This is a genomic window from Pseudomonas sp. KT_2_4, assembly GCF_041410225.1.
Lineage (GTDB): Bacteria > Pseudomonadota > Gammaproteobacteria > Pseudomonadales > Pseudomonadaceae > Aquipseudomonas > Aquipseudomonas paracarnis.
Map to the genome: position 1 here is coordinate 4,464,496 of NZ_CP166962.1, position 23,534 is coordinate 4,488,029.

General features: G+C 60.9%; 15 protein-coding genes. 6 read left to right on the top strand and 9 right to left on the bottom strand.

All coding sequences use genetic code 11. The features are described 5' to 3' along the window. Positions 1 to 20: 20 nt before the first annotated feature. Positions 21 to 911, bottom strand: coding sequence for a DMT family transporter (locus AB9N64_RS20490; RefSeq protein WP_014716699.1), 891 nt, complete (start codon positions 909 to 911; stop codon positions 21 to 23). Positions 912 to 1,009: 98 nt separating this feature from the next. On the opposite strand from AB9N64_RS20490, the gene AB9N64_RS20495 reads away from it, so the two are divergent. From AB9N64_RS20495 to AB9N64_RS20505, 3 genes are all read left to right on the top strand, one after another. After that, positions 1,010 to 1,798 carry a helix-turn-helix transcriptional regulator gene (locus AB9N64_RS20495; protein ID WP_003188122.1) on the top strand — a complete coding sequence of 263 codons (789 nt, stop codon included), beginning with the start codon at positions 1,010 to 1,012 and terminating at the stop codon, positions 1,796 to 1,798. Positions 1,799 to 1,869: 71 nt separating this feature from the next. Next, positions 1,870 to 2,169 (top strand): PsiF family protein, encoded by a 300-nt coding sequence (locus tag AB9N64_RS20500; protein WP_014716700.1) that lies wholly within the window; start codon positions 1,870 to 1,872, stop codon positions 2,167 to 2,169. A gap of 194 nt (positions 2,170 to 2,363) precedes the next feature. Continuing rightward, positions 2,364 to 3,377, top strand: a complete 1,014-nt coding sequence (locus AB9N64_RS20505; RefSeq protein ID WP_003188124.1) for an AI-2E family transporter — start codon at positions 2,364 to 2,366, stop codon at positions 3,375 to 3,377. Between the two features lie 184 nt (positions 3,378 to 3,561). Here the strand turns inward: AB9N64_RS20505 and AB9N64_RS20510 are convergent, their stop codons facing one another. After that, positions 3,562 to 4,830 (bottom strand): Hsp70 family protein, encoded by a 1,269-nt coding sequence (locus tag AB9N64_RS20510; protein WP_038448682.1) that lies wholly within the window; start codon positions 4,828 to 4,830, stop codon positions 3,562 to 3,564. A 168-nt stretch (positions 4,831 to 4,998) separates the two neighbouring features. Between AB9N64_RS20510 and AB9N64_RS20515 the strand changes: the two genes are divergently transcribed. The 3 genes from AB9N64_RS20515 to AB9N64_RS20525 all read left to right on the top strand — a co-directional run bounded on the left by AB9N64_RS20515 (position 4,999) and on the right by AB9N64_RS20525 (position 18,358). After that, positions 4,999 to 11,934: a dermonecrotic toxin domain-containing protein gene (locus AB9N64_RS20515; RefSeq protein ID WP_371359649.1), complete on the top strand. Its 6,936-nt coding sequence runs from the start codon at positions 4,999 to 5,001 to the stop codon at positions 11,932 to 11,934. A 230-nt stretch (positions 11,935 to 12,164) separates the two neighbouring features. Further along, the gene (locus AB9N64_RS20520; protein WP_014716703.1) at positions 12,165 to 13,103 is read left to right on the top strand and encodes a DnaJ C-terminal domain-containing protein; all 939 of its coding nucleotides are present in this window, start codon (positions 12,165 to 12,167) and stop codon (positions 13,101 to 13,103) included. A gap of 83 nt (positions 13,104 to 13,186) precedes the next feature. Further along, positions 13,187 to 18,358 carry a dermonecrotic toxin domain-containing protein gene (locus AB9N64_RS20525; RefSeq protein WP_371359650.1) on the top strand — a complete coding sequence of 1,724 codons (5,172 nt, stop codon included), beginning with the start codon at positions 13,187 to 13,189 and terminating at the stop codon, positions 18,356 to 18,358. Here the strand turns inward: AB9N64_RS20525 and ureC are convergent. The 7 genes from ureC to urtE form a co-directional block, all read right to left on the bottom strand. Continuing rightward, the gene (gene ureC / locus AB9N64_RS20530; RefSeq protein ID WP_020301612.1) at positions 18,355 to 20,055 is read right to left on the bottom strand and encodes an urease subunit alpha; all 1,701 of its coding nucleotides are present in this window, start codon (positions 20,053 to 20,055) and stop codon (positions 18,355 to 18,357) included. The genes AB9N64_RS20525 and ureC overlap by 4 nt on opposite strands. Positions 20,056 to 20,166: 111 nt before the next feature. Continuing rightward, positions 20,167 to 20,472, bottom strand: a complete 306-nt coding sequence (locus tag AB9N64_RS20535; RefSeq protein ID WP_003188134.1) for an urease subunit beta — start codon at positions 20,470 to 20,472, stop codon at positions 20,167 to 20,169. After that, positions 20,469 to 21,002: a GNAT family N-acetyltransferase gene (locus AB9N64_RS20540; RefSeq protein ID WP_020301611.1), complete on the bottom strand. Its 534-nt coding sequence runs from the start codon at positions 21,000 to 21,002 to the stop codon at positions 20,469 to 20,471. The genes AB9N64_RS20535 and AB9N64_RS20540 overlap by 4 nt, the downstream gene beginning before the upstream one ends. 5 nt (positions 21,003 to 21,007) lie before the next feature. Continuing rightward, a complete protein-coding gene (locus tag AB9N64_RS20545) occupies positions 21,008 to 21,520 on the bottom strand; it encodes a GNAT family N-acetyltransferase (RefSeq protein ID WP_019818288.1) in 513 nt (170 codons plus the stop codon). A 9-nt stretch (positions 21,521 to 21,529) separates the two neighbouring features. Continuing rightward, positions 21,530 to 21,832 carry an urease subunit gamma gene (gene ureA / locus AB9N64_RS20550; protein WP_003171437.1) on the bottom strand — a complete coding sequence of 101 codons (303 nt, stop codon included), beginning with the start codon at positions 21,830 to 21,832 and terminating at the stop codon, positions 21,530 to 21,532. Positions 21,833 to 21,924: 92 nt separating this feature from the next. Beyond that, positions 21,925 to 22,764, bottom strand: a complete 840-nt coding sequence (locus tag AB9N64_RS20555) for an urease accessory protein UreD (protein WP_014716708.1) — start codon at positions 22,762 to 22,764, stop codon at positions 21,925 to 21,927. Positions 22,765 to 22,794: 30 nt separating this feature from the next. Then, a complete protein-coding gene (gene urtE / locus AB9N64_RS20560) occupies positions 22,795 to 23,493 on the bottom strand; it encodes an urea ABC transporter ATP-binding subunit UrtE (protein WP_014716709.1) in 699 nt (232 codons plus the stop codon). Positions 23,494 to 23,534 lie beyond the last annotated feature (41 nt).

Here is a 23,534-nt window from a genome sequence, read left to right on the forward strand (position 1 = left end):
GGCGAAAAGTTTTATCGGATTTAACAGGATGTGTCCTGAGGGCGTCTGACCGGTGTGGTCCAGCGCTCCGACAGGATCACTCCACCCAGGGTCAGCAAGCCACCCACCAGGTGATACCGCGCCAACTCTTCCTTCAGCACCACCGCCGCAATCAGCGCGGTAATCAGCGGCAGCAGGTTGAAGAACAACGTGGTACGGCTGGGCCCCAGGGTCTTGACCGAGTGCATCCACGCCAGCGGTGCCAGCATCGAAGCCAGCAGGCAGGCATATAGCACCAGCGGAATATTCGCCCAGCCCAAACCGGCCTTGGCCGAGAACAGATACAGCGGCAGCAGCACCATCACCGCGACCAGCACCTGCAAATACAGCAGCACCAACGGCGGCAGGCGCAGCTGCCATTTTTTCAGCAGGGTGCTGTAGACCGCATAAGCCAATGTTGCCACCAGCATCATGCCGTCGCCCAGGTTGACCCCATGTTGCAGCAACGCGCCCAGGCTGCCGGCCGACACCACCACGACCACGCCTGCGAACGACAGCACCGCGCCGGTCAGCGCACCGAAGGTCAGGCGTTGGCCAAGGCTGATGATCGCGGCGGTCAGCGCCATCAACGGCATCAGAGACAGGATGATGCCCATATTGGTGGCGCTGGTCAGCGTCGCGGCGTAATAGGCCAGGCTCTGATACACCGCCATGCCGAGCACGCCGAGGATAAAGATCTTGCCCAGGTTGGGACGGATCTGCGGCCAGTGGGCGACCACCGGTTTGAGCATGAACGGCGTGAACAGCAACGCAGCGAACAGCCAGCGGTAAAAGCCGATTTCAGCCGGGAAGATCGAGCCCACGGCCAATTTGTTGACCACGGTGTTGCCGGCCCAGATAAAGATAGCCAGCAGCGGATACGCGTATTGCATTGAAAAGAAACCCAGTGTGTTGACGAGGCAGGATTATCCTCTGTCTGGATCGAAGCCTATACTGCGATCCAGACAACTGAGCGTTGAATCCAGACAATATGTCCCGACACACCGTACGCCTGCCCGATTTCGCCCGCCTGCCAAGCCCGGTGTACTTTCGGTATTCCGATTTTGCCCCGGACACCGAATGCACCCCCCACCAGCACACATGGGGCTCGCTGGATTACTCGGCCAGCGGTGTGATGCGCATGGAAGTGGCGGGCAATCGCTTCATGTCGCCACCGCAATACGCCGTGTGGGTGCCGCCGCTTACCGAGCACAGCTCCTACAATGCCGAGGCGATTGTCTACCACTCCGTAGGGCTGGCGCCGCAGCTGTGCGAGCAGTTGCCGCAGCAGCCTTGCACCCTGGCGATCAGCGACATTCTCAAGGCGATCCTCAAGGATTTCGCCCTGCGCGATGTCAATGCACCGCGCACCGATGCCGATATCCGCCTGGCCCAGGTGCTGGTGGACCAGCTCAGGCAGGCGCCGGTCCACGACTGCTTCCTGCCCTACGCCCGCCACCCGGGATTGCTTGGGGTCTTGGAGGGCATGCAGGCAGAACCGGGAGACAACCGCCCTCTGGCGCAATGGGCCGAGCAGGTGCATGTGAGCGAGCGCACCCTGGCGCGCCAGTTTGTGCGCGAGCTGGGCATGAGCTTCGGCGAATGGCGCCAGCGCTTGCGCTACCTGGCGGCCATCGAAGCGCTGGACAGCGACCGCAGTGTGCAACACGTGGCGTTTGATCTGGGCTACAGCACCGCCTCAGCGTTTATCGCCATGTTCCAACGCCACGCCGGCTGCACGCCGGAGCAATATCGGCGGGCGAACATTCGTGGCCGGTGAAGTTGTAACAGGTTTTGACTACACTGCGCTGTAGGCCGTGCCCGTCGGCACGGTAACAGGGAGAAAACTCCATGAAGATGCTGCGTATTCCGTTGTTGATGATGGGCCTGCTGATGTGTGCCCAGGGTTTTGCCGCCACTGCCCAGCAAAACAAAATGACCACCTGCAATGCCGAGGCCACCACCAAGACGCTCAAGGGCGATGACCGTAAGGCCTTCATGAAGACCTGCCTGTCGGCACCTGCCGCCAACGACGCCAAGACCCTGACCCCGCAGCAGCAGAAGATGAAAGACTGCAATGCGTCGGCGAAAACCAAGGCGTTGACCGGTGATGCGCGCAAGACATTCATGAGCACCTGCCTCAAGGGCTGATCGCGAGTTCACGAATGCTGCAGAACCCCTGTGGGAGCTGGCTTGCCTGCCTCGGTATGACGGATACACCGAGGTGCCCGCATCGCAGGCAAGCCAGCTCCCACACTTGATCGTATTCACAACACCCGCTCTCGCTTGATTCTTCCAAGGCTGGCAGACTGCCCATCCTTCAACGCCGTTTGTTTTGAGGCTGTATGCCAACGTTTTCTCAGCGTCATGTGTTGTTGCTGTCCAGCTACATCATCATTTTCGGCGGGTTGCTGCTGGTACTGCCGCTGAAATTGCTGCCCAGCCTGCTGGCCGGCCTGTTGGTCTATGAACTGGTCAACATGCTCACCCCTCAACTGCAACGCCTGATCGAAGGCCGGCGCGCGCGCTGGCTGGCGGTGGCCTTGCTGGGCACCTTGATCGTCAGCGTGTTGGCCTTGATCTTCGCCGGCGCCATCAGCTTCTTGCTCCACGAAGCGGAAAACCCCGGGGCTTCCCTGGACAAATTCATGGGCGTGGTCGACCGCGCGCGCGGGCAATTGCCGCCGTCCATCGACGCCTATTTGCCCGCCAGCGCCGCGGAGTTTCGCGTGGCCATCGGTGATTGGCTAAGCAAGCACCTGAGCGAACTGCAACTGGTTGGCAAAGACGCCGCCCACATGTTCGTCACCTTGCTGATCGGCATGGTGCTGGGTGCGATCATCGCCTTGCAGCGCGTGCCCGACTTGACCAAGCGCAAACCCCTGGCCGCCGCGCTGTTCGACCGCCTGCACCTGTTGGTCCAGGCGTTTCGCAACATCGTCTTCGCCCAGATCAAGATCGCCGCGCTCAACACCGCCTTCACCGCGGTGTTCCTGGCAGTGGTGCTGCCGTTGTGTGGCATTCACCTGCCGTTGACCAAGACCCTGATCGTGCTGACCTTCCTGCTCGGTCTGCTGCCCGTGATCGGCAACCTGATCTCCAACACCCTGATCACCATCGTGGCGCTGTCGCTGTCGATCTGGGTGGCGGTGGCGGCGCTGGGGTATTTGATCGTGATCCACAAGGTCGAGTACTTCCTCAACGCGCGAATCGTCGGCGGGCAGATCAGTGCCAAGTCATGGGAATTGCTGTTGGCGATGCTGGTGTTTGAGGCAGCGTTCGGCCTGCCGGGGGTGGTGGCGGGGCCGATTTACTATGCCTATCTGAAAAGCGAGCTGAAGCTGGGTGGGATGGTTTAAGCCTTGTGTCGCCTGGGCTGACGCCATCGCGAGCAAGCCCGCTCCCACATTGAAATGCGATCACCTGTGGGAGCTGGCTTGCCTGCGATGACGGCCTGCCAGCCGAAGCCTATCTACCTGAAACCCCAACGATCCAACTATGTGGGCTTGCTCGCGAAGGGCGCGCCACGGTTTCAGCTAAAACTCAGCTGCCGTAACGCTTGCTCGCCTCAATCGCCAAACCACTGCCAATGCTGCCGAAGATATTACCTTCCACATGCCGCGCATTCGGCAGCATTGCCGAGATGCTGTGGCGCAGTGCCGGAATGCCGCTGGAACCACCGGTAAAGAACACCGTATCCACCTGGGCCACGCTCACCGAGGCGTCATTGAGCAACTGCGTGACACTGCCGCGCACGCGTTCGAGCAGGTTGTCGATGGACGATTCGAACAGCGCCCGGCTCAGGTCTACGCTCAGGCCCGCTTCGATGCGGTCCAGCGGCACGTGGCGGCGGTCTTGATGGGTGAGCTGGATCTTGGTTTCTTCCACTTCCATGGCAAGCCAGTGCCCAGCACGCTGTTCGATCAGCTTGAACAGGCGGTCGATGCCGCCGGTGTCTTCGATGTCGTAGCGCATGCTGCCCAGGGCCAGCTGGGATTTTTGCGAGTACACCGAGTTGATGGTGTGCCAGGTCGCCAGGTTCATGTGGTGGCTGGTGGGCATGTAGGCGCCGCTCTTCATGCGGCTGCCGTAGCCGAACAGCGGCATCATGCCAGCCAGCGAGAGTTGTTTGTCGAAGTCGGTGCCGCCGATGTGCACGCCGCCGGTGGCGAGGATGTCGCTCTGGCGGTTGTCGTTGTGACGACGATCCGGCGACAGGCGCACCAGGGAGAAGTCGGAGGTACCACCGCCGATATCGACGATCAACACCAGCTCTTCTTTCTCGATGGTGGACTCGTAGTCGAACGCCGCTGCAATCGGTTCGTACTGGAACGAGATGTCCTTGAAGCCGATCTTGCGCGCCACATCCACCAGGGTGTTTTCCGCTTCCTGGTCGGCCATCGGGTCGTCATCGACGAAGAATACCGGGCGGCCCAGTACCACTTCTTCGAATTCACGACCGGCGTTGGCTTCGGCGCGGCTCTTGAGCTGGCCGATAAACAGTGCCAGCAGGTCGGTGAAGGGCATGGCAGTGCCGAGCACGCTGGTGTCGTGTTTGATCAGCTTGGAACCCAGCAGGCTCTTGAGCGAGCGCATCAGGCGGCCTTCGTAGTTCTCCAGGTATTCGTGCAGCGCCAGGCGACCGTACACCGGGCGGCGCTCCTCGAAGTTGAAGAAGACCACTGACGGCAGGGTGATTTTTCCGTCCTCCAGCGCGATCAGCGTCTCCTCGCCGGGGCGGATCCAGCCGACGGTGGAGTTGGACGTGCCGAAGTCAATGCCGCAGGCACGGGCTGGAGATTCGTTTTTCATGTCTAACAGGTTCCGGTCAAAAAACGGCCGCGCAGTGTATGTCACTCGCGAGCGGATGCGTAGACCGGTGATCCGTAAATCAGTGCGTAATCGCGCTACATAGCTACGTCTTGAACCGGCGGGGGCTTGGTTAGGCTGCGGTTTTACTGCCCTCACGGACAAACTGCTATGCCTGATGCAACCTTCAATGCCGACCTGCGCGGCGTGCATTACGACTTTCTCAAACAACGCGTGCCGAACTGGTTCAAGGAAGGTACGCCGCAACGCCAGGAAGAACTGGGCAAGCACGAGATGGATATTCCTGCCTGGTACCTGGCCGCCACCCACACGGACAAAACCACCCTGGCGGCGCAGCATTCGCGCTTTCGTGAAACGCTTAATTCGATTGAGGCGCACCTGGGCCAGATTGAAGACGTCCTGACATTCGCCGAGCAACCGCTGAAAGATGCGATCAAAAAGGAGTTCAATCTGGAGCTGGATGTACGCAATGTGTTCTTCGTGCGCAAGTATGGCTCCAAAGGCGCTCGCGATGACTTCTACGGTGCCTTTGTTTTCGAACAACAAAATGACGCATCGCTGACCTACACATACCGCGGCATTTCATTGCTGGAAGCCGCCCTGGCCAATTTCGAGGCCGATGAAGAACAGCCCTGCGCGTGCACCGATTGCCAACTGATCACCACCTTCAACCCGCAAAACCCCAACATCATTGCGAGCTTCGCGGCGGTCAATGCCCAAGCTGTAGCAATCGCCCCCCACGCGTTCGCCAAGCTCTGCCGCACTCTGGACCTGGGTGCGCTGTACCAGGCGCATATCAAGGCGGTGGTTGAACCTGCAGACGCCGGCGAGCGCCAGGCACTGCAGCAGCTACTCGAGGAGCACCAGCGCCAGCAGCTTGCAGTGTGCATCGAGATTGCCAGGCTGCAGTTGAACGGAGCGCTGAGTGCCGATGCCTATCGAATGCTCAAGCAGGTGGTGACCGGTTCTGATATCCCCAGGCTTGGTGGGAAACCGGTGACTTATGCCGCACTTAAAGTATTCGATAGCGTGTTGGTAGGGCCGCTTTTGATCGGGCCCGATCGTCAAAATACGAGCCGCTCCGAGCCGCTGGTGGTGTACATCCCCGGTGACCCCCAGCAGCCCGTCAAGGAATATGCGTCAAGTAGCGAGTTCATGGCTGACTTGCGCACACGCCTGCACAGCGCATCGTATCGACGCTTTTTCAGCCGCTTTGTGCCGGTGCGCGACCAAGGCGGTTTTTTCGCCCGGTTCAATCGGTTGTACCAGCCTGCCAACAACGGAAATGGCGGGGCAGACTATCCGCTGCGCACACCGTTAGCGCGGTTGCCGATGCAAGACTGGGTCGTTGCCGGTGACCTGTGGCAGCGCAGTCGCCAAGCACATATCAGCAAGATTTTGAGTGATGCACGTGCCGTGGCCGTGCCCACTGAAGATGAAGACCGCAAGGCTCGGCTCGAACGTTTGGAGAGCTTTTTCGACGCGGCTGTCAGCGTGTTCAACCTGGCCGCTTTTGTAGTGCCGGGGCTGGGGCCGATCATGCTCGCGGTGGGTGCTTCGCAAATGTGCTACGAAGTGTTCGAGGGCATTGAGGCCTACGAACAGGGCGAGCCGCGCCAGATGTGGGCGCATTTCGCTTCCGTGGCGCTGAACGTTGCCTTCATCGCCGCCGGTTCCAAGGTGTTGCCTGCCGTCAAATGGCAGAGTGCGGTGGATCATCTCAAACCGGTGACGCTGCCAACAGGCAAGCAGGTGCTGTGGAACCCTGATCTTGCGCCCTATGCATCGCCCCTCAAACCTTTGCCCGAGGCCAAGCCCGATGCGTTGGGCCTGTACGAGCACGAAGGCCAACAGTTGGTGCCGTTCGACGACTCCCATTATCAGGTCAAGCAAGACCCACACACAGGTCAATACCGCATCCAGCATCCGAGCCGTCCCAATGCCTATGCGCCGGAACTGGAGCACAACCATAACGGGGTCTGGAGCCATGAACTGGAGCAACCGCTGACGTGGGACGAGCCCACGCTGCACAAGCGCCTGGGCCTCGTCGGACAGTCCGAACCGCTACGTATCAGCGGCGTAGAGACCGATGCATTGCGCCAGACCATGGTCGATCATGAGCCGCTGCCGCTCTTGCTGGACGACACCCTCAAGCGCCTCGAACTGCACCGGCAACTCAGCACCTTTGTCGAGCAAATCAAAAGCAGCGACCCGCTGGTGTACCAGAAAGCCGATCCTGTGCTGCAATTTGACATGCTCCAGCGCCGCGGTTTGCTGCCCGATAACGTACCGCTTAAAGTCATTGGCCCCACCGGCGATGTGCTGTGGGAAACCGCCGATGCGCCAACTTCAGTGCGCAAGCGTGTGATAGTGCTGACCGAAAGCACCGTGGCTCAGGGCCGCTTGCTCAGGGAGTTGCTGTACACCTTGCAGGGTGTCGACCCGCAGCTCAAGGAGTTCCCGGGTAGCCCCGATCAATCCCTGGACGTTCGCTGCGGCCAACTGCGCCAGTACCTCGGCGATGCCGTGCAGAGTCTCAAGGGGCCGTTGCTGGAAGAACGCTACCGAGCGCTGAACCCCGCGCCCGATGCGGATGTACAACGTGTGCTGGACGCATTCCCGTCCTTGCCGACCCTGGCGGCCGAGCGGCTGTTGCAAGGGGCTGCGGCAAACGAACTGGAGGCCTTGCGCAGCAGCGGTCGCTTGCCTGAGCGATTGGCCGAGCAAGCGAAATGGTGTGCCCAGCAAACCCGTGTGGCGCGTGCCTACGAGGGCCTGCACCTTGACACTCAGACCGGACTCGACAGCCATCGCTTGGCCGTGCGCACCCTGGAAACGTTGCCAGGATGGCACCGAGGTTCGCGGCTGGAGTTACGCCAGTATTCCCCTGAGGGCACGGTGCTCGATGCCATCGGCTCACCCGATTTCCCGCACAAGCGAACCTTGGTGCTGCTGGAGAGCGGCGAATTCCAGGCTTCCATGCCCGGCGATTTCTATAGTGCCATCTGGGAGCAACTGGCGCTCGACGAGCGTCAGCGCCTGGGCCTGGGCAGCGCCGCTGAGCTCAAGCAGGCGATTCAGCGCAGCCCTTTACCACGCACGGAGCTGCTTACGGTGCTGGAGGCCAACCCACTGCGCAAACCGGAGTATGACCCGATGGTTCGTCTGTTGGGTGGCGGGCCGGGGTTTCGTCTGTTCAGGAAAATTGGCAACGCGTTGCGCACGGACAGAGGGCGTGTACGGCAGTTGTTTCCCAGCTTCAACGAGGAGCAAATCACCGCGTTTATCCAATCCTTGGGTGATGACGTGACTGGGGGACTAGCGCGGCGGGAGGAAGAGTTTCGGGCACTGAAAAAAACCTTGAAGGTGTGGTGGCGCGCCCAAGGGCCGCAAGCCATGAATGCCTACAGCGTTCAGACAGAGCTGGTCAATCAAGTCGTGCGTTGCTGGCGGCGGGAAACCGGGGCGTCACTGAAGCTGCATTACGGCAGGGGGGAACGGTTTGATTTGCCGCCAGTGAGTGCAGATTTCAGTCATGTGCAACACCTTGAGCTGTCCGACATCAGTTGGTCGAGCAACGCGGGCAAGTTTCTCGACAACTTCAGGCATCTGGAGGGTTTGAAGATCTTCAATGGCGACGTTGCCGAATTTCCGCCTGTGATCGGGGAAATGAAAAATCTGACTTCGTTGAGCATCACCTTCAGCGGGCTTCGATTGACACCGCACAGTGCGCACTTGTTAAGCCGGCTCAGCGCGCTTGAAAACCTGGACCTGATGCATAACCCGTTAGGTACATTGCCCGACTTCAGTGGTATGCCAAACCTCACGGAGTTGAACTTGCGCGGTACGCAGATTGACCGGTGGCCTTCTGGATTAACCAGCCTGACCGGATTGAAGCGTGTCGACCTGTCGAATAACCGACTGCAGGAGGTCCCTGCGCAACACTTGACGCCGCCGGCGGATCAGCTCGAAGCGGTCGTGCGCACGAATAACGTCACCATCGTGCATGGCAACCCCTTTGCGGCCGACTATTGGCAGAAGTTCGACCAGTATTGGAAGAACCTGACGCAGAACCATCCGCGGCTCCTGCGAGGCGCCCTTGAGGACGCCTTCGACAGCGCGAATCCAAGGCTTCGGGTCATGCAGAAACTATACCCGAACAACAGCGTGCAGTTTTCCAGGGGGATGATTTGGGCGTTGGGCGAGGCCGCCGAGGCAGAGCTGGCGTCGCGTGAGCAGGCATTTGACACGCTGCTGCGTCAGTTGGAGGGCTGGCGGTTCTCCGGCGGCGGTGAGCGCCAGCGCTATGTGCGGGTTGGGCAACGTTCCACCGAGGTGGCGGCACTGAGTGATCGCGCAACGGCCCAGCAACGTATCTTGAGTTGCTGGCGCAGGGAAACCCCGCAGCAACTCACCCACGCGGGTGACCCCTTCGGTCTGGAGCTGGACCTCAGTGGCCTGAACCTGCCGAGCCTGCCTGATCTGGATGCGGATTTCAGCCATGTCGGTTCACTCAAATTGAGCAACATGAACCTCAATACGTCGCCTGAAGGTTTTCTCTCTGGCTTTCGAGGCGTGCGCTGGCTGGACCTGTCGAGTAACCGGTTGCGCGAATTGCCACCGGCGCTGGGGCAGATGCAGGGCTTGACCCGGCTGTCCCTGCAAAACAACCGGATACGCCTGACCCCCGATTCTGCAGCGATGCTGTCGTCACGCACCACGCTCAGGGCGTTGCTGCTCAATTCAAACCCACTGGGTATCACGCCGGATTTCAGTCAAATGTCGGATCTGCGTTCATTGGGCATGGGGGCAACCGGCATTGATAGCTGGCCGACGGGCTTGGGTGGCCAACCAAGCCTGGATGCGGTGTACCTCAGAGCTAACAATATTTCCACATTGCCCGATTCGCTGATAGCCCCGCCGGACGAGCAACTGGCACAGACCCTGCGCGTCACCCGTGTGACCGATCTGGATTTGAACCCGTTGTCGGTCGAGACGCGACAACGCATAGTCGCTTACGGCAACCGGCTAAGTGCGGGAGAACGAGCCACTAACAGGCTGGTCGCCAGCGTCATGCGGGTGGCTGATCGTCCTGTGGTGTTGGCTGCCACTGATGCTCCGTTCCGGCGCTGGTCCACCGGGTTCTCCACGCAACAGGTTGCGCAGCGCAGACTTCAATGGTCCGCCCTGCAGGCCCTGCCCGGTGCGCAAGGTTTCTTCGAAGTGCTGCGTGACCTGGAAGTCGCACCAGCAGGCCATGCAGACTTGCAGCGGCGCGTGTGGGACGTGATCGATAGCATCACGCAAAACAGCGCCGAGTCCGAGCAGTTGCGCAAGGAAATGTTTGAATGGGCGGGCCGGGCGGCCTGTTGTGATCGCGCGGCCCTGACCTTCAGCAACCTTGAGATCCTGCTGATGACCCACAACGCCAGGACCCTCGCACTGGACGCGTCCCAGGGAGCGGCGCTGCTGAAACTGTCCAGGGGGCTGTTGCGCCTGGAGGAGCTGGAGAAGATCGCACTGCAAGATATCGATCAGCGTAGAACTGCGATCCGCAAGCGCGACGACTTGACCTCCGCTCAGCGCGAGGTGGAGTTCAGCCGCTTGGAAGAGGTGGAGATTCGGCTGGCGTATCGTCATGGCCTGAAGGATCGCCTTGAGTTGCCGGGCCAGCCGCAACAGCCACGGTTCGCCCGTCTGGGTAATGTCTCCTTGGAGATGCTTAATGATGCCTATCAGCGAGTCATCAGCCTGGATAACTCCGCACAGGAGTTTCAGGCCGTGCTTTCAAGGGACTTCTGGAAAGATTATGTGGCGAACAAATACCGCGCACGGTTTGAAGTACAGAACGAGCCCCATCACCAAAAAATGGATACTTTGCGGCGTGATTTCGAGGCTGGGACGTTATCGCGCGCAGCCTACGATGCCAAGGCCGAGGAGTTGCAGGCACAGTTTGCGATTGAAGAAGCGCAGTTGATTGAAACCTTGACCCGCGATGAAGTGGCGCAGGCGTTGGTACCCACGGCAACGCTTGAGGCGCTGGTGGAAAGCACCTCCGTGAACCTGCAACTTTCCCAGGCGCAAGCCATTGAATTCAATGGCAAGCAATATTTTGTCGCGAGCATGCCCGACGCGGGCGATGGTGAGTACTACGTGCTGTGGGTACAGGCGGTGGACAATCCGTTGCTGTTGACCAGCAGCGGTGTGATTGCCAAGCCTGATATCACCGGGGTCTGGAAGCGCCGGGGCCTGAGGGGCGGGATGGTACCGCAAGGTTCGGACGATGAATTTGTGGAGGCCTCGGAGTCCATGCCGGTGCGGCCATACACGGCGGGCGAACTCAGCTATATGCGCCGTGAAATCCATTTCACGGCCAATCCCAATCCGGCCGGCAGCTACATCCGTGCCAACAACGGCAAGTATCCGCTGAGGGATTATCAGGGACGGCCTATTCGAATCAGGTCGCTGGAGAAGCAGGTGACCCAGGACTCGGGCGCCCACTACACCTCGGCGCAGATCAAGCCTTACATCCAGTTCGAGGGATATGAACAGGTCGGCGCGCGCTATGAAGCGCAACTGCAAATGCGCACGTTCACCGAACAAGACGTGAAAGTGCCGGGCGAGAAAGCGTTGATCGGCCAGTCGATGGTGGTGGCCAACCGCCGAATCGCCAAAGGCGAAATCGTCGGTGTGTACGGCGGTACCGTGCTGCCGTTCGGTATCTTCGGGCCTGGCGAACAGACCTATACCATGAAGGTGGGCAGCCAGAGGGTTGCCCACGGGAACACGCTGGTGGAAGAACCGATTCACTTGTCGGGTGACAACATCCTGTCGCGAATCAACACCCACTTTGAGTACGACGCCAACGGCACACCCCTGCGCCAGGCGTTGGGAGGCTACAACGTTGAGACCGTGGCTTTCGACGTCGAGGCCGACATGTGGCTGGGCGTGGGGCCTGACGCGCAGATCAAGCGCAAGCCATTTTTACTCAATGCCATTTTCGCTACCGAAGATATCGCCGCTGGCACCGAGTTGCGTTTGGACTACCAGTACACCGAAGACATGATAAGAGGCCGATTTGCCTGATTCTTGCGTTGCGGGTAACGCGTCTGTCGTCGTAAATAGACGCGTCCTATCTTGAAAGTCCATGTTTTGCCCCAATCTTGTGGGCATATCCAGGCGGTACACAGCCATTGCATTGATGCCGTGTATCGCCATTTAACTTATGACGCGCCCTGACATCAATTCCCAGGCTGCCAGCCATGGCGTGCCGTGTGGCGGGCTGCGCGATATCGATAACGGATGGTGATGCCCCCATGGATTTCAAAGACTATTACAAGATTCTCGGTGTCGAGCCAACGGCTGACGACAAGGAGATCAAGTCGGCTTACCGCAAGCTGGCGCGTAAATATCACCCGGACGTGAGCAAGGAAAAGGATGCCGAAGCCAAGTTCAAGGACGCGTCCGAAGCCTATGAGGCACTGAAAAGTGCTGACAAGCGCGCCGAGTACGACGAGCTGCGTAAATACGGCCAGCATGGCCAGCCGTTCCAGGGCCCTCCGGGCTGGCAGAGCCGTGGCGGCTTTGGCGGTGGCCAGGACGCGGGCGACTTCTCGGATTTCTTCAGTTCGATCTTCGGCTCGCGCGGTGACGCTTTCGGTGGCGGCCAGCGCCGTCCCGCCGGGCGCAAGGGCCAGGATGTGGAGATGCAGTTGACGGTGTCGCTGGAAGAAACCCTGTCGACCGAGTCCAAGCAGATCAGCTTCCAGGTGCCCCAGTACGATGCCTCCGGCCGGCACGTCAGCAATACCGTCAAGAGCCTGAACGTGAAGATCCCGGCCGGTGTGGCCGATGGCGAGCGCATTCGCCTCAAGGCCCAGGGTGCGCCTGGCATTGGTGGTGGGGCCAATGGCGACTTGTACCTGATCATCAAGTTTGCACCACACGCCAAGTTCGAGGTGGATGGTGAAAACCTGATCATCAACCTGCCGCTGGCGCCGTGGGAGTTGGCGCTGGGTACGGAAGTCGCGGTGCCCACGCTGACCGGCAAGATTAATCTCAAGGTGCCCGCCGGCAGCCAGAACGGCCAGCGCATGCGCGCCAAGGGCCATGGCTTGCTGAACAAGGCCGGGCAACGCGGTTATCTGTTCATCCAGCTCAAGGCTGTCATGCCCAAGGCGGCGGATGATGAGGTCAAGGCGTTGTGGGAGGCCCTGGCGCAAAAGGCTGCGTTCAATCCGCGCGAGCAGTTCTGAACAGATCATTGATTTAGTTAGCGCCAGCCGCAAAAACGGCGTGCCTAGGATGACAACCTCTTCCAAGAAAAGGTTGTCATCCCATGCCGGACTTTCAGGTCATCGACCCCGCCACCCCGCCTCCTGGTGAGCAGGGCCAGCATTACGAACTGATCAAGCAGGCGATCCCCACTTGCCTGGTCAACAGTTCGCCCTCCCGTCGCAAGGCCCTCAAGGACATGCCGCCGGCTATTCCCCGCTGGTATGACGCCGCTTCCCAGGCACGCAAAGATCAGCTCAAAGTGTTGCTGGACGCCCGTTGCGAGTCGCTCAACGAACTGGAGAAAACCTTCAGTCCCATACGCTCGGAGCAAGCGTTTGCCCAACCCTTGCTGGAAGCCGAGCTAAAGGCTATCGGCCACGAGCTGGACGTCAATCAAACCTGGTTGCGCCTGTATGTACCGGTCGAAGATGCCTTTGGCGTGAAGACCGGTGGCTTCAGGGTCAAAACGTTCTCCCTGCTGCACGCTGCCCTCGGCAACTTTGAGCAACGGGAGACTCGAGAGGGCTATTTCAACAGCGCCTCAGGTTTCATTACCCAACCGGACGTGCGCGATCATTTCGAGCGCCACACCACGACCCTGAAGATTCATGCGTTCACCCAGCTGTGCCGAGACCTGGACCTGGGCAAGCAGTACCAGGCTCACCTGCGGGCGCAATTGAAACCTGACGACGCCAAATCCCAAGCCGAACTGCGCGAACGTTATGTCCGGCATCAGAAAGCCGCCTTCAAGGCGGCGGCGTACCTGGCATTGCTCAAAGGCGACATTGGCGACAGCGACCACGCGCTGCTGATGCGCGTGGCGGCCGGGGAAAAACACATCCTCAGCGACGGCAAGCCCATCGGGTATCGCAGCCTGAGCCTGATGAACCTGCATGTGCACGATTGCCTGGTCATCGACACTTGCGCCAAGCCTGGCTACACCTGCTGGGTCATCGTCTATATTCCCGATGACCCCGACCATCCCATCAAGCGTTATGAAAGCTTCAATGACTTTCGCAATGATTTGACCGAGCGCCTGAGCGCGAAAACCACCCAGCAAGCTGACCGCTCCCAAGGCTGGAAGGCTACGCCGAACCAGCATTTTTTTGCCCGGTTCGTTGCCGACAAAGACCGCGCCTACTACTACAAACGACTGACCGAACTGGTGCTGGACGCACCTCCCCAGCCGTTTGGTGCACAGGCCTTGCGATCGGAGTGGGGGCGCTTGCTGACTTCTCCGTCCTTTGCCACGCCTTCGACACTGGGCGAACCCCAGCCCTACGTGCGCGTACATGCCGCTGCCCCTGAATTCAACATTCGCGCCCACACCCTGACGGACCTATGGCAAGTTGCAGACCTGTGGACCTATCGCCTGGGCAGCCTGCGTACGCGGCTGTTCGAGAACGCCCGGCATCGTGCGGTGAGCACCGCCGATGTCGATGAGGCCTCGCGTTCACTGCGCGCTGCGCATTACCTGAGTATCGGCCTGTTCGGCCTGAACCTGGTGGCCATGGCGGTGCCGCCGCTGGGTGTGGTGATGGCTGTGGCGATGGCCGGGCAACTACTTTACGAAGTCATCGACGGTGTTATCGAGCTGAGCGAAGGCGACCGCGAAGCGGGCTGGGCGCACATCACCGACGTGGTGGAAAACCTGGCGGCGCTGGCGGTACAGGCAGCCGTGGTGCACTTCACCGTGTCGCCGTTTATCGAGCAGCTCAAGGCCGTTACCCTGCCCAGTGGCAAGACTCGGCTCTGGAAACCCGACTTGTCGGCCTATGAGCACACCGCGTCCCTCCCTTCAGTGGCGGCGGATGAGCAAGGCCTGCACCGGCACAACGGCCAGACCGTGCTGCCGTTGGAGGGCAAACGCTATGCCGTGCAACAAGACCCGCTGACCGAGCAATTCCGCATCCTCCATCCCACACGTGCCGAGGCCTATCAACCGATATTGAAGAGCAACAGCGCTGGCCTCTGGAACCATGAAGTGGAACGCCCGCACACCTGGGAAGGCGCCACGTTGATGCGGCGATTGGGCCCGGTGACGGAGGGCTTCAGCGATGCCGAGTTGGAGCAGGCGCGCAGCGTGGCGGCTGTGAGTGAGGACGTGCTGCGCCGCGTGCATGTGGAAGGCGAGGCGGTACCGGCGATCCTGCTCGACACCCTGCGCCAGTTCAGGGCGTATCGCGATGCGGTGAACGTCGCCGAGGGCATTCGCCAGGGCTCGCTCAGCAGCGCACTGTGCAGCTATGCCGCATCCCTGGCGGTGGAGTTGCCGGGATGGCCAGCGAGCAAGGCGATCGAGGCATTTGCCGGCGCCGAGTTGAGCGGACCGTCGATCAAATACGGTAATCAGCAGGCCGCGGCGGCGGACACCGTGCAGGTCCACCGCGCCGATTTGATGAGCGGCCAGTTGCCCATACGCATTATCGAAGCGCTCAGCGAACCTCAGCGCGATGCTCTGGTGGGCAGTTACACCGCCCGCACACCCGAGGCGAGAACCGAGGCCCTGAGATTGAAACTCGAACAAAGGGCCATCGAGGTGCGCGAGCGATTGATGAAGAGTATCTACGTCGAGCAGCAGCCACCCTCCGACACCGCGATTATGCTGATCCAGCGCGACTTCAGTGGCGTGCCGACGATTTTGGCGCGCGAAGTGCTGGTGGACGCGACGCCGAGCGAGCGCGACACGATGAACCGCGCCAAGCGCATTCCCCTGCGGCTGGCTGAAAAGGCGCGCCGGGCGCAGCAGCAAATGCGCCTGACCCTCGCGTATGAAGGCTTGTACCTCGACGCGTTGGCCGGCCCAGACACCGAAACCCTGGCCCTCCACACACTGCCGGCACTGCCCGGCTGGTCGGACAATTTGCGCCTGGAAGTTCGCGAAGGCCGGTTTGAAGGCCCATTGCGCGCCAGCTTCGGCCCCCTGGAGGCGAGTAGTCGCAAGGTGTTGGCACGCATGGAGGATGGGCGTTACCAAGCCTTCGATGAGCGCGGCCAGCACCTGCATGGGCTCAATGGTTTCTATGGTGCTTTGCAGCATGCGTTGACCGATGCCCATCGCAACGCGATTGGCGTGCCCCACGTCGGCCAGGGTGAGCAATTGAAGGGGTTGATCAAGCAGCATGCAATAGGCCGAGTACCGTTGCGCAAAGCCTTGGGCATGTCGCCGGAAAAACTGCCTTTTTTTCGACCGCCCAGCGTGTTGCCGGGTGAGCGTCGCGGCTATCCATTGAGCGGGCGGGGTGGCACTGAGTGGGAAAAAATCACGCGCGAGCGGATCCGCAGCCTGTACCCGCAAATCACCCGGGACGAAATGCTCGCCCTGATCAACGAGCGCGGCGCGCTGGACCTGAGCTGGCTGCGTGCGTTGGAGCAAGAGTACAAGACCCTGCAGGCCACCTTGCACAACTGGTTGAGCACACCGCCCCAGGGCATGGAGGCGTTCGGTGACCAGCAACGCCAGGTGCTGAGGGCCAGGCGCAAGATTTATACGGCGCTGGATGACGCCTGGAGAAAGGTCGGCCCACGGCACTACGATCGAAATGGGCGCCTTTTGGGGCAGAAAATCGAATGGTTGGAAGACGACCTGGCGCAGCAGCTCAGAACCTTGCCCGCACTGACTGCAAACTTCGACCATGTCAGCTACTTGGGCATTGTGGGAACCGAAGGCACGCAGTTGACGGATGCGGATGTGCAGCCACTGCTCGCCAACTTTCGCGGTCTGCGTCGATTAGGGATCGAGGCTGCTCAACTGACAAGCGTGCCGTCAGCCATCGAACAGATGCCGCATTTGCAGCGGTTGCATTTGGGCGGCAACGATATTGTCCTGACGCCTGAAGACGTCCTGCGCTTGAAAGATCGGGTGCGTCTCAAGGAGTTGTTTTTGGACATGAACCCACTCGGCTTGCCACCCGATGTTGGGCGCATGCCGCGCTTACAGACCCTGCTGCTCAATGACACAAGCCTGGAGGAGTGGCCTGCCAGTGTGTTCCGTGTGCCCAGGCCGGAAAATTTCATTCTGGATATGCGGCAGAACCCAATAGCGCGGATTCCCGAGTTCGCGCCGGGCTCGGATAAGGCACTGATTGTGGCGAAAACCTTCCTCACCCGTGAAGAGCTGACGCCTGAGCTGCTTGCTCAATTCAAGCGGTACATCGAGGCCGCTGGCCGGGATCCGGATCGCCAATTGCCGAAAAGGGGCGCGCTCGACAGCGAGCAGTGGAAAACCGGTTATTCGGCGCAGGAATGGCCCTCCAGGCAAGTGTTATGGGACATGCTTGAAGGCTCGTTTGGCTCTGAGGGCTTTTTCAATCTTCTTCGTGCCGTCAGGCACTCCGGGGACTCGACAGGCAGGGGCGGCGTATGGTTGCCGGAATTGACCGCCAAAGTCTGGCGCATGCTTGAGGCGATGGGCGAAGACGCCGAATTACGCGAGCACTTGTTCCTGATGGCCCGGGACCCAGCGGCCTGCGTGGACGCCGGGGCGCAGTTGTTCAATTCGATGGGCGTTGCCGTGCTGCATTGGTCAGCCTACTTCAGCGAGGATGTCGACGCCGTGCGCAGGGCCGTGTTCAACCTGGCCAGGAGGAAATGGCGCCTTGATGAGTTGGGGCGTATTGCCCATGCTCGCGTCGCCGAGTTGCAGGAGCAGGGCGCCAGGTTTCCCGAGTATGATGCCCAGGGCCTGCGCATTGAGCATTACGATGGCGCCGGTAATGTGATCGCCGATATCGACGAAGTCGAAATCTATCTGGCGTATACGGTGCCGCTGGCCACCCGGCTGGACTTGCCCTGGCAATCCAGAAGCATGATGTTTCGCGAGGACTATGTCACGGCGCCGATGGTGGAGGCGGCATTCCAGCGCGTACAGCTGCAGGATCAGGGCGCGCAGTTGCGTGACAATCTGCTGGAGCAGCCGATGTGGACTGACTTCCTGCAGCGTGCGCATCAAACTGATTACGCGCTGATTGCCGAAAAATTCGACGCCCTGATCGACTATGAGGCCGCGCAGGCACAATGGGCCGCCGCTGCCCACCTCCCCGAGAGAGCGAGGCAGGCCCTGCGTCAAACCATCAGTCAGACGGCCCGGCGTCTGGGCCGATCGGCTTCGGAAAGTGAACCGGGGCAACTGATGCCCCAGCAAGACTACGATGACACCTTTGGCCGCATCAATGCCGAGCTGATCACCTTGAACCAGACACTGACCGATCAAGCGATCAGCGCCATTCTCTAGAACAGGAAGTACCGCTGGGCCATCGGCAACACCTCGGCCGGTTCGCACCACAGCAACTGACCGTCAGCCTTGACCTGATAGGTTTGCGGGTCAACCTCGATATCCGGCAGGTAATCGTTGTGGATCAGGTCGGTTTTCTGCACATCGCGGCAACCCTTGACCACCGCGATCTGCTTCTTCAGGCCCAGGGCCTCGGGCAGTCCGGCCGCCTGCGCGGCCTGGCTGATAAACGTCAGGCTGGTGGCGTGCAGGGAGCTGCCGAAGCTGGCGAACATGGGGCGGTAATGCACCGGCTGCGGCGTCGGGATCGAGGCGTTGGCGTCGCCCATCAGGCTCGAAGCAATGGCGCCGCCCTTGAGGATCAGCGTGGGCTTGATGCCGAAAAAAGCCGGGCGCCACAGCACAAGGTCGGCCCATTTGCCGACTTCGATGGAGCCGACGATATGGCTGATGCCGTGGGTGATCGCCGGGTTGATGGTGTATTTGGCGATGTAGCGCTTGGCGCGGAAATTGTCGTTGCCGGGGCCGTCGCCGGGCAGCGGGCCACGCTGTTTTTTCATCTTGTCGGCGGTCTGCCAGGTGCGTGTGATCACCTCGCCGACGCGGCCCATAGCCTGGCTGTCGGAACTGATCATCGAGAACGCGCCGAGGTCGTGCAGGATGTCTTCGGCGGCGATGGTTTCGCGGCGGATGCGGCTTTCGGCGAAGGCCACGTCTTCGGCAATGCTCGGGTCCAGATGGTGACACACCATCAACATGTCCAGGTGTTCGTCGATGGTATTACGCGTGAACGGCCGCGTCGGGTTGGTGGAGCTGGGCAGCACATTGGGGAAACCGCAGGCCTTGATGATGTCCGGTGCATGGCCGCCACCGGCACCTTCGGTGTGGTACGTGTGGATGGTGCGGCCCTTGAGCGCGGCGAGGGTAGTTTCGACAAAGCCCGACTCATTGAGGGTGTCACTGTGGATCGCCACCTGCACGTCGTAGGCATCGGCGACGCTCAGGCAGTTGTCGATGCTCGCCGGCGTGGTGCCCCAGTCTTCGTGCAGCTTCAAGCCGATCGCACCGGCCTTGACCTGCTCGATCAGCGGCTCGGGCAAACTGGCGTTGCCCTTGCCGGTAAAGCCAATGTTCATCGGGAACGAATCGCTGGCCTGCAGCATCCGCGCAAGGTGCCACGGGCCGGAGGTGCAGGTGGTGGCGTTGGTGCCGGTAGCCGGCCCCGTGCCGCCGCCGATCATGGTGGTGACGCCGCTGGTCAGGGCCTCTTCGATCTGCTGCGGGCAGATGAAGTGCACATGGGAGTCGATGCCGCCCGCCGTGAGGATCATGCCTTCCCCGGCGATCACTTCGGTGCTGGCGCCGATGGCCATGGTCACACCGGGCTGGATGTCCGGGTTGCCAGCCTTGCCAATAGCGTGGATGCGGCCGTTCTTGAGGCCCACGTCAGCCTTGACGATGCCCCAGTGGTCGATGATCAGCGCGTTGGTGATCAGCGTGTCGACCACTTCATGGGCGAGCAACTGGCTCTGGCCCTGGCCGTCACGGATCACCTTGCCGCCGCCGAATTTGACCTCTTCGCCGTAGACGGTGAAGTCCTGTTCCACTTCGACGAACAGTTCGGTGTCGGCCAGGCGCACCTTGTCACCGACGGTGGGGCCGTACATGTCGGCGTAGGCTTGGCGGGTGATTTTCATGTGTGTGCCCTGAAGAATAGGTGTTGAATGTGAAATCGCTATCGCAGGCAAGCCAGCTCCCACAGGGGATTGCATTTCAACTGTGGGAGCTGGCTTGCCTGCGATGAGGCCCTAAAGGTCGCCCATGACTCGCCCTGCAAACCCAAATACCCGCCGCCCACCACCCAAATCCACCAACTCCACCTCCCGACGCTGCCCCGGCTCAAACCGCACCGCCGTGCCCGCCGGAATATTCAGGCGCATGCCACGGCTGGCCGCTCGGTCGAATTCCAGCGCGTCATTGGTCTCGAAAAAGTGGTAATGCGAGCCCACCTGGATCGGCCGGTCGCCGCTGTTGGCCACGCCGAGGGTGAGGGTGCGGCGGCCGACATTCAGTTCGATCTCGCCAGGCTGGATCTGATATTCACCAGGAATCATGCAGGTTGCCCCAGGGTCTTGAAGTAGATGGCGGTCGGGCTGTAGCGCCCGTCCGGGCTTTGGCAATAGTCGGGCAGCTCACCGATTTTGGTGTAGCGCAGCGACTGGTAAAAGGCTTCGGCGCCGGAGCCGGCCTCGGTGTCCAGGTACAGCAGGCCACGCTTGTGCTGGCGCGCGGCGAGTTCCAGGGTATTCATCAATTGCTGGCCCAGGCCATGGCGACGGGCGCTGCTGTGCACCAGCAACTTTTGCACCTCGGCGCGGTTCAGACCGTTGGCTTTCTGGCACAACGCCAATTGCACGCTGGCGATCACCTGCTCGTCGCGCACCACCACCCACAGCAGCAGGCTGGTGTCCTCGACACCGGCTTGCACGCCGCTCAGGTAGTCCCGGGCCTGGGCCTCATCGAAGTCGGCCATGAAGCCCACCGACGCGCCGTGCTGCACCGCGTCCAGCAACAGCTCGATCAAGCCCCGGCGGTAGTGGGCAAAACTTTCCGCATTGACTCGACGCAGTTGTGCAGCGCTCATCGATGTCACTCCTTGGGCGGTTGTGCGCCCGGGTTCAAGGTCAGTTGCATAAAGGTCAGGTCCAGCCAGCGGCCGAACTTGATGCCCACTTGCGGCATTTGCCCGGTAGTCACGAAGCCCAGGCGCTCATGCAGGCGGATCGAGGCCAGGTTGCCGCTTTCGATGGCGGCGACCATGACGTGCTTGCCGCAGCTGCGGGCGCGCTCGATCAGGGCCTGCATCAGGTGTGGGCCGAGGCCTTTGCCACGCTGGTCATTGCGCACGTATACCGAGTGTTCGACGCTGTAGCGGAAGCCTTCGAAGGGGCGCCAGTCGCCGAATGAGGCGTAGCCGGTGACTTCGTCGTTGTCCACCGCCACCAGGATCGGGTATTGCTGCGCCTGGCGCGCACTGAACCAGGCCTGGCGGTTGGCCAGGTCCACCGGTTGCTCGTTCCAGATCGCCGTGGTGTTCAACACCGCGTCGTTGTAAATGGCGCGGATTGCCGGCAGGTCGTGTTCGGTTGCATCACGAATCATGGCTGCGCCTCAGGCAATGGGCTGGTGGACGGTGACCAGCTTGGTGCCGTCGGGGAACGTGGCTTCCACCTGGATATCCGGGATCATTTCCGGGATGCCTTCCATAACCTGTTCGCGGCTGAGCAGGGTGGTGCCGTAGTGCATCAGGTCGGCCACCGTGCGGCCATCGCGGGCGCCCTCCATCAGGGCGGCGGAGATATAGGCGATGGTCTCCGGGTAGTTGAGCTTCACTCCGCGTGCCAGGCGCCGTTCGGCGACCAGGCCTGCGGTGAAGATCAGCAGTTTGTCTTTTTCCCGAGGGGTCAGGTCCATGGTTCAGGGTCCTTCATAAAATTCATTCTTAAATACATAGAAGATCCCATGTGAAGCTGATTTATGTGGGAGCTGGCTCCACAGTTTGATCTTCATGTGCTCCAGATTCTTGGTGATATCGCTTCCCTGCCGAGTACGGCCGGTCGCAAAAGCCGCCATAAATCAATCAACCACCCCCGCGCCAGCAGCGCTTCACTGGCCAGGCACCGCGCCACCAGCAAGCCGGGCAGTTGGGTCAGGTCACCGCGCACCGCGTGGGGCAGTGAGCGGCATTGTTCCAATAATTCAGGTTCGATCTCACCGGTCACCAACAATGTGGCAAACACCGGCTGCCCATCCAGCCCGATAGGCGAATCCAGCAACCCATCGGCGCCCACAATGCGCTGGCGCTCATGCCAGAGCAACTGGCCGTCGCGGCGAATGTCCAGGTGCGATTGGAAATGGCCCAGGTCGAACCGTTCGCCACTGGCCGGGCGCCCCAGGGCGACCACATCCCAATAGAACAACCGTGCATCGCCTAACAGTTCGATTCGCGTGGTGAGTTCGGCCTGGGCCGCGCTGAACACGATGGTTTCCTGAGGCAGCCATTCCAAGGTCGCGCCGGCTTCCACAGTCAGTTCAAGTTGCTGATACGCCGGGCCGCTGGCGCGGTACCACTTGGCGGCGCCGGGGCTGGTCAGTTGTGCCCAGGCACCCGTGCCCACATGGGCGCTGATGTCCAGGCGATCGCCACCGGCAATCCCGCCGGGAGGGTGCACGATGATGTGCTGGCACACCTCAGGGCCTTCGGCGTACAGGTGTTTTTGCACGCGCAGCGGGCCAAGGTGGCGGCGCAATACCGGGCGTGTGGTGTCTTTGACACGCGCGTAGCCGAGTTCCAGCTCGGCGTGCCAGCTGGGCGTGAACAGGGCAGGGGTAATGGGCAGGTTCATGGCGTGTGCTTATCGTTAGGAGGCTACAGATTAGATGGTTACCAGCCCACGCACACCCTCGCTTTCCATATTTTCACCACGGCCCTGCTGCACGATTTCGCCACGGGACATCACCAGGTACTGGTCAGCCAGTTCAGCGGCAAAGTCATAGAACTGCTCCACCAACAGGATCGCCATGTCGCCGCGCTCCGCGAGCTTCTTGATCACCGCGCCGATTTCCTTGATGACCGACGGCTGGATGCCTTCGGTGGGCTCATCGAGAATCAACAGGCGCGGGCGGCTCGCCAGGGCGCGGCCAATCGCCAACTGTTGTTGTTGGCCCCCGGATAAATCGCCGCCGCGGCGGTGCTTCATTTGCAGCAATACCGGGAACAGTTCGTAGATGAAGGCCGGCACCTCTTTGGCTTCGGAACCGGGGAAACGCGATAGTCCCATCAGCAGGTTTTCTTCTACGGTCAGCCGCCCGAATATCTCCCGGCCCTGGGGCACGTAGGCGATGCCGGCATGTACGCGCTGGTGCGGCTTGAAGCCGGTGATGGCCTTGCCTTCCCAGTTCACCGCGCCTTCCTTGGCTGGCAGCAGACCCATCAGGCACTTGAGCAGGGTGGTCTTGCCCACGCCGTTACGCCCGAGCAGGCAGGTGACTTCGCCGACCTTCACGTCGAAGGACAGCCCGCGCAGAATGTGGCTACCGCCGTAATACTGGTGCAGCTTGTCGACTTGCAGCATTCTCAAAACCTCCTCAATCCCCCTGCGGGAACCGGATCAAC